At 36.8% G+C, this 7154-nt stretch carries 5 protein-coding genes; all 5 read left to right on the forward strand.

Annotation, left to right across the window (positions count from 1 at the left end; genetic code table 11):
- Positions 1–14: 14 nt before the first annotated feature.
- The 5 genes from prpB to BPMYX0001_RS10400 all read left to right on the forward strand — a co-directional run bounded on the left by prpB (position 15) and on the right by BPMYX0001_RS10400 (position 7095).
- Positions 15–923 carry a methylisocitrate lyase gene (gene prpB, locus BPMYX0001_RS10380; protein ID WP_006094816.1) on the forward strand — a complete coding sequence of 303 codons (909 nt, stop codon included), beginning with the start codon at positions 15–17 and terminating at the stop codon, positions 921–923.
- 112 nt (positions 924–1035) lie between these two features.
- Positions 1036–2796, forward strand: coding sequence for a sigma-54-dependent Fis family transcriptional regulator (locus BPMYX0001_RS10385; protein ID WP_006094817.1), 1761 nt, complete (start codon positions 1036–1038; stop codon positions 2794–2796).
- A 140-nt stretch (positions 2797–2936) separates the two neighbouring features.
- The gene (locus tag BPMYX0001_RS10390) at positions 2937–4652 is read left to right on the forward strand and encodes an acyl-CoA dehydrogenase family protein (RefSeq protein WP_006094818.1); all 1716 of its coding nucleotides are present in this window, start codon (positions 2937–2939) and stop codon (positions 4650–4652) included.
- A 16-nt stretch (positions 4653–4668) separates the two neighbouring features.
- On the forward strand, positions 4669–5559 hold the full coding sequence (locus tag BPMYX0001_RS10395) for an NAD(P)-dependent oxidoreductase (protein ID WP_006094819.1): 891 nt from the start codon (positions 4669–4671) through the stop codon (positions 5557–5559).
- Between the two features lie 75 nt (positions 5560–5634).
- Positions 5635–7095 (forward strand): CoA-acylating methylmalonate-semialdehyde dehydrogenase, encoded by a 1461-nt coding sequence (locus BPMYX0001_RS10400; protein WP_006094820.1) that lies wholly within the window; start codon positions 5635–5637, stop codon positions 7093–7095.
- The last annotated feature ends 59 nt before the right edge of the window (positions 7096–7154 follow it).

Here is a 7154-nt window from a genome sequence, read left to right on the forward strand (position 1 = left end):
TAGGGGGAATAAGAATGGCTTGGGTTGTGAATAAACCGTCAACACAAGAAGAGCTTGCTAATCGATTCCGAGCTTTAGTAGAGGCACCTGAAATTTTACAAATCCCTGGTGCTCATGATGCAATGGCTGCTCTTGTTGCAAAAAACACTGGGTTTTCAGCTCTTTATTTATCGGGAGCTGCTTATACAGCAAGTAAGGGTTTGCCAGATTTAGGTATTGTAACGTCTACTGAAGTAGCTGACAGAGCAAGAGATCTTGTTAGAGCAACGGACTTACCTCTTCTTGTCGATATTGATACAGGATTTGGTGGAGTGTTAAATGTAGCAAGAACGGCTGTAGAGATGGTGGAAGCAAATGTAGCCGCTGTCCAAATTGAAGATCAACAATTACCGAAAAAATGTGGACACTTAAATGGAAAAAAACTTGTTTCCACTGAGGAATTAGTACAGAAGATTAAAGCGATTAAAGAAGTAGCACCAACACTTGTTGTTGTAGCACGTACAGATGCTCGCGGTGTAGAAGGATTAGATGCAGCAATTGAAAGAGCGATTGCTTATGTAAAAGCAGGTGCAGATGCTGTTTTCCCGGAAGCACTTCAATCCGAAGAAGAATTCCGTTTGTTCAACAGTAAAGTAAATGTTCCGTTGCTTGCGAACATGACTGAATTTGGGAAAACTCCATATTATAGTGCAGAAGAATTTGCAAATATGGGCTTCCAAATGGTGATTTATCCGGTTACATCACTTCGCGTTGCAGCAAAAGCATATGAGCGTGTGTTTATGCTAATTAAAGAAACAGGCTCACAAAAAGAAGGGTTATCTAACATGCAAACGAGAAGTGAATTGTATGAAACAATTTCGTATCATGATTTTGAGGAATTAGATAACGGAATTGCAAAAACAGTTTTATCTGAAGATCAATAGAACAGAGAAGAAAGGCGATGATGGGACATCTTGGGCAAGAACAACTGCTTGATGTGAGAATTCATCGCCTTTTTATATGATTTGAATTGTTGTATACAAGAGGTGAGAAGATATGAGTTCTACAAAAGATTTCTCTGTAGAAAAATGGATGCAGCAAGATTTCCAGTTTGTGAGAAGTAACGATACGATTACTGAAACAGTTAAACTTCTTATTAAAATATCAAAGGATGAACTTCCTGTGCTAGATGGAAAGCAAATGATTGGCATTGTAAAACTAACAGATTGTATTCAGTGGATACAACAAAAAAGTGATAAAAGTATGTTAGTTCATATGATTGTCACTAATTCTATTAATAAGGGTAGTATGAAAATAACTATGAACGAATTACAGGATATACCATTTTATGTGACAACTGAACAAGACGGAGTACTTGTAGGAATCATAGACAAGCCTGAACTTTTCGCTTTTCAAAAGTTTCTAAAACAGCAATTACAAGAATCACAACAATTAATTGAATGGTTTCGTTTGTCTTTCGACACTGCGTATGAAGGCATTGCGATTGTGGATGAAAACGGCGTCATTCAAATGTTTAATGATACGTATAGCCGCTTTGTCGGAGTATCGAAAGAAGAAGCAATTGGACAACTGGCCGAAAATGTAATTGAGAATACGAGGCTTCCAGTTGTATTAAAAACAGGGGTACCAGAAAGAAATCAAGTGCATCGTTTGCAAGGCCAAAATTTAGTTGTGCATCGGATGCCGATTTGGAAGCAAGGAAGAGTGATAGGTGCTGTAGGCATGCTTATTCATGAAGGGATTTCAGATATTTATAAAATACTAGAGAGGTTTGATCAAAAAGATAGTGCTGTCAAACCGTTATTTTCTAAACCGAAGAAGAAGCAAATTCGATTCGAAGATATTCTTGGAGAAAGTCAGACGATTTCTGAAACGAAAAAAATGGCTCGAAAAGCAGCTGGGTCGAAAGCGTCTGTGTTAATTACTGGAGAAAGTGGTGTTGGTAAAGAGCAATTTGCAAGAGCTATACATGATACAGGTATAACAAAAAACGGTCCATTTATCAGTGTGAACTGTGCTGCTATTCCTGATAATTTACTAGAATCCGAACTGTTTGGTTATGCAGAAGGTGCTTTTACAGGTGCGAAAAAGAACGGGAAAGCAGGGAAGTTTGAACTTGCGAATCATGGCACGTTATTTTTAGACGAAATCGGTGATATGTCTCTATTAACACAGGTGAAAATTTTACGTGTTTTACAAGAAAGGGAGATAGAAAGAATTGGTGGTACACATCCAATTCCAGTTGATTTTAGGCTAATTGCAGCGACAAATAAAGATTTAAAACAAATGGTTAGAGAAGGTACATTTAGAGAAGATTTATATCATCGTCTTCATGTTATTCCGATTCATATTCCACCACTTCGTTTTCGAAAGCAAGACATCCCACTCATTGTCGAAGAACATTTACAAAAGTTATGTCAAATGTATGGTGCTAAAGAAAAGACACTTGATAAAGAAGTATTACGCCTTATGTTCCATTACAATTGGCCAGGAAATGTTCGGGAATTAATCAATGTGTTAGAAAGACTATTTGCACTATCGGATGATGTACATATACGAGCTAAGGATTTACCAGAAGAATTCTATTATCGGGATATGGAACAGAAGAAATTAGTACCTATGATTCAGTCTTTACCAGCAAAGCAAGAAGCGATGAAAGTGGTACGTGAAGAGGAAGAGCGAGGATTAATTGAACGCGTTTTAAAAGAAGCAAAAGGGAATAAGTCAAAGGCAGCAGCATTGTTAGGGATTTCTAGGGCGACTCTTTATAACAAATTATCACGATTCAAAATCTAGACAAATTGTTATAAACAGTGTAAAACTGTCTAGACAGTTTTACGTTTTCTATTTATTTAGCCCAGGTTCTATCAAGTTTTTAGTTTGGCATAGATTTTGCATATAAAGAAAATGAAGACCGAAATGATAGGGGGATACAGATGGAGAAAACAAAGTTGCAATGGGACGAATTTTTTTCGCTGAATAAGAATCTTAATACAACTTTTTTTACACCGGAAGATTTTTCAGGTGATGAAGATTTAATCGCAAAAACAACAGAACAGTTTGTTAAACAGGAAATTGTTCCTCAAATTGAAAATATCGAGCAGCACAATTATCAAGTTTCTCGCGGGTTGTTTGAAAAGGCCGGAGAACTTGGGTTGTTAAGTATAGAGGTACCAGAAGAATATGGTGGGTTCGAATTAGGAAAGGCAGTTTCTGGCCTTGTAGCAGAAAAGATGGGATATGCAGGAGCATTTAGTGTTTCCTTTAATATTCATGTTGGTGTAGGAACATTGCCATATATATACTATGGCACAAACGAGCAGAAGGAAAAATACTTACCTAAAATTGCATCAGGCGAATGGATTGGAGCGTATGCATTAACAGAACCTAATGCTGGATCAGATGCATTAAGTGCAAAAACAAGCGCTGTATTAAATGAAGAAGGAACAACTTGGAAATTAAATGGGGAAAAGCAGTGGATTACAAATGCTCATATGGCTGATGTATATGTTGTTTTTGCAAAGACAAATAAAGGAATGACAGCATTTATTGTCGAAAGAACATGTGAAGGTGTTTCAATTGGCTTAGAAGAAAAGAAAATGGGCATTAAAGGATCTTCGACTGCGACACTCATTTTAGAGGATGTTGTAATTCCAGTTGAAAATGTATTAGGGGAAGTTGGAAAGGGTCATTACGTAGCCCTTAATATCCTCAATTTCGCTAGATTGAAACTCGCTTTTGGAAATATTGGAACAGCAAAACAAGCAATTGGTTTATCTGTTCAATACGGAAAAGAACGAAAACAGTTTCAAACAGAATTAGTTGATTTCACGATGATTCAAGAGAAAATTGCAAATATGATTATCGCTACATACGGTGCAGAGAGTGCAGCTTATCGAACAGCAGGCGTAATTGACGAGGCAATTCATGAGACAAATGGGGATGGAAGCATCATGCGGAAAATGTCTCAATTTGCAATGGAGTGTGCCATTAATAAAGTGAATGCTTCGGAAACACTAGGAAATATTGTGGATGAAGCTGTACAAATTCATGGTGGCTACGGTTATATGCAAGAATATGAAGTAGAACGATTATATCGTGATGCTAGAATTAGCCGTATATTTGAAGGAACGAATGAAATTAACCGCTTAACAGTTGCGAAAATGTTAATGAAACAAACGAAGCAAATAGGAGATCAAGTAGACGAAGGCACATTTGAAAATATAGAACGAAACCATCGTTATATTTTATTATCGAAACAGTTATTGAAGCAATCTTTGAAAACGCTATCTCAAACTCCTGAATTAAAAATCGAGCAAGAACAAGAATATTCACGCGTATTAGCAGACATGTTGAAAGATGTGTATGTAATGGAATCAGCATTTTTACGTACGAAGAAAGCAGTGAGTAAAAATGGTGAAGAAAAAGAACGTACAAAACAGTTCGTAACAGATGTTCTTTGTGAGGAAGGATATCGTAAAGTAGAATCAGCGGCAATGGTTCTTCTTTCTGCAGCAGTACAAGAAGAGCAAAATAGAAACGCTATTCTAGATGAAATTCGTCAACTGTCAATACCTCTATATACGAACATATTTATGAAAAAGAGAGAAATTGCAAAAGCCATTATAAATCGCGGAAAATATATTGTTTAAATAGGAGGAGAACAATATGAAAAAGATTGGTTTTATTGGTTTAGGTAATATGGGCCTTCCAATGTCTAAAAATTTAGTTAAATCAAATTACACTGTATATGGCGTCGATTTAAATAAAGATGCTGAGGCTTCTTTTGAGAAAGATGGAGGAATCATCGGCTTATCAATTGCAAAATTGGCAGAAACATGTGATTTGATTTTTACAAGTTTACCATCTCCGCGAGCTGTGGAAGCGGTTTATTTTGGAGAAGAGGGATTAATTGAGAATAGTCATCCGAATGTTGTTCTAATTGATACCAGTACAGTAGCACCGCAATTGAATAAAAGATTAGCAGAAGCTGCTAATGATAAAAAAGTAGATTTCTTAGCAGCACCGGTTAGTGGTGGGGTGATTGGAGCAGAAAATCGCACATTAACTTTTATGGTCGGTGGATCAAAAGAAGTATATGAAAAAGGTTTACCAGTGATGGAAGTATTAGGGGCAAATGTGTTTCATGTAAGTGAACAAATTGATAGTGGCACGACTGTAAAGCTTATTAATAACTTATTGATAGGTTTCTACACAGCGGGTGTAAGTGAAGCTTTGACTTTAGCGAAGAAAAACAATATGGATTTAGAGAAAATGTTTGATATTCTAAATGTGAGTTACGGACAAAGTAGAATTTATGAGCGCAACTATAAAAGCTTTATTGCACCAGAAAACTATGAGCCAGGTTTTACTGTAAATCTATTAAAGAAAGATTTAGGATTTGCGGTTGATTTAGCAAAAGAAAGTGAACTTCACTTACCAGTAAGTGAAATGCTGTTGAACTTGTATGATGAAGCGGGTAAAGCGGGGTATGGGGAAAAAGACATGGCTGCTTTATATAAGAAGATAAGTGAACAAGTAATCTCTAGTCATGAATAATGAATGGTTATAGCGTCGAATTATAAATTGTGAGAAACAATTCGAACTTATAACAATAAAAAAGGAGCGAATACAATGATTACAACAGAAATTAAACGAGTGAAAAATCATATTAATGGTGAATGGGTAGAATCTACTGGTACGGAAGTTGAAGCTGTTCCAAATCCTGCAACTGGGAAAATAATCGCTTATGTTCCGCTTTCTCCAAAAGAAGATGTGGAGCGTGCTGTTGAAGCTGCAAAAACAGCTTATGAAACATGGTCTAAAGTGCCGGTTCCAAATCGTTCAAGACAGCTATACAAATATTTACAACTTTTGCAAGAAAATAAAGATGAGCTTGCGAAAATTATCACATTAGAAAATGGAAAAACATTAAAAGATGCGAGTGGTGAAGTACAGCGTGGTATTGAGGCTGTAGAATTGGCAACATCAACACCAAATTTAATGATGGGCCAAGCACTCCCGAACATTGCAGGTGGAATTGATGGTTCGATTTGGCGTTACCCAATTGGAGTTGTTGCTGGTATTACACCGTTTAACTTCCCAATGATGATTCCATTATGGATGTTCCCATTAGCAATTGCTTGCGGTAACACATTCGTATTAAAAACATCTGAAAGAACACCACTTTTAGCTGAGAGACTGGTAGAGTTATTCTATGAAGCAGGTTTCCCAAAAGGAGTTTTAAATTTAGTGCAAGGCGGAAAAGACGTTGTAAATAGCATTCTAGAAAATAAGGACATTCAAGCGGTTTCATTCGTTGGATCTGAGCCAGTTGCACGTTATGTATACGAAACAGGAACAAAATATGGAAAACGAGTACAAGCACTCGCAGGAGCGAAAAATCATGCGATTGTTATGCCAGATTGCAATCTTGAAAAAACAGTACAAGGTGTTATTGGTTCTGCATTTGCGAGCAGTGGAGAGCGCTGCATGGCATGTTCTGTTGTAGCTGTTGTGGATGAAATTGCTGATGAGTTTATTGATGTACTAGTAGCGGAAACACGTAAATTAAAAGTTGGCGATGGTTTCCATGAAGATAATTATGTAGGTCCATTAATTCGTGAATCTCATAAAGAGCGTGTACTAGGCTATATTAATAGTGGTGTAGCAGATGGGGCTACTTTATTAGTAGATGGTCGTAAAATTAATGGAGAAGCCCGTGAAGGATATTTTGTTGGAGCAACAATCTTTGATGGTGTGAATCAAGATATGAAAATCTGGCAAGATGAAATTTTTGCTCCAGTTTTAAGTATTGTGAGAGTAAAAGATTTAGAAGAAGGCATTAAACTTACAAATCAATCCAAATTTGCAAATGGTGCAGTTATTTATACATCAAGCGGTAAACATGCGCAAACATTCCGTGATAATATCGATGCAGGAATGATTGGCGTAAACGTTAACGTTCCAGCACCGATGGCATTCTTCGCATTTGCTGGAAATAAAGCATCCTTCTATGGTGATCTTGGAACAAATGGAACAGACGGTGTTCAATTCTATACACGTAAAAAAGTTGTGACAGAGCGCTGGTTTTAATAGATGAATAGCATATACATGTAACTTGTTACATGTACAAAAAGTACCCCCCTCATTAG

Origin of the sequence: Bacillus pseudomycoides DSM 12442, assembly GCF_000161455.1 — a bacterium.
Lineage (GTDB): Bacteria > Bacillota > Bacilli > Bacillales > Bacillaceae_G > Bacillus_A > Bacillus_A pseudomycoides.

Bases quoted from the DNA above. Each gene is read 5' to 3' on its own strand.
- BPMYX0001_RS10385 (WP_006094817.1), top strand. From the start codon at position 1,036: ATGAGTTCTACAAAAGATTTCTCTGTAGAAAAATGGATGCAGCAAGAT.
- prpB (WP_006094816.1), top strand. From the start codon at position 15: ATGGCTTGGGTTGTGAATAAACCGTCAACACAAGAAGAGCTTGCTAAT.
- BPMYX0001_RS10390 (WP_006094818.1), top strand. From the start codon at position 2,937: ATGGAGAAAACAAAGTTGCAATGGGACGAATTTTTTTCGCTGAATAAG.
- BPMYX0001_RS10395 (WP_006094819.1), top strand. From the start codon at position 4,669: ATGAAAAAGATTGGTTTTATTGGTTTAGGTAATATGGGCCTTCCAATG.
- BPMYX0001_RS10400 (WP_006094820.1), top strand. From the start codon at position 5,635: ATGATTACAACAGAAATTAAACGAGTGAAAAATCATATTAATGGTGAA.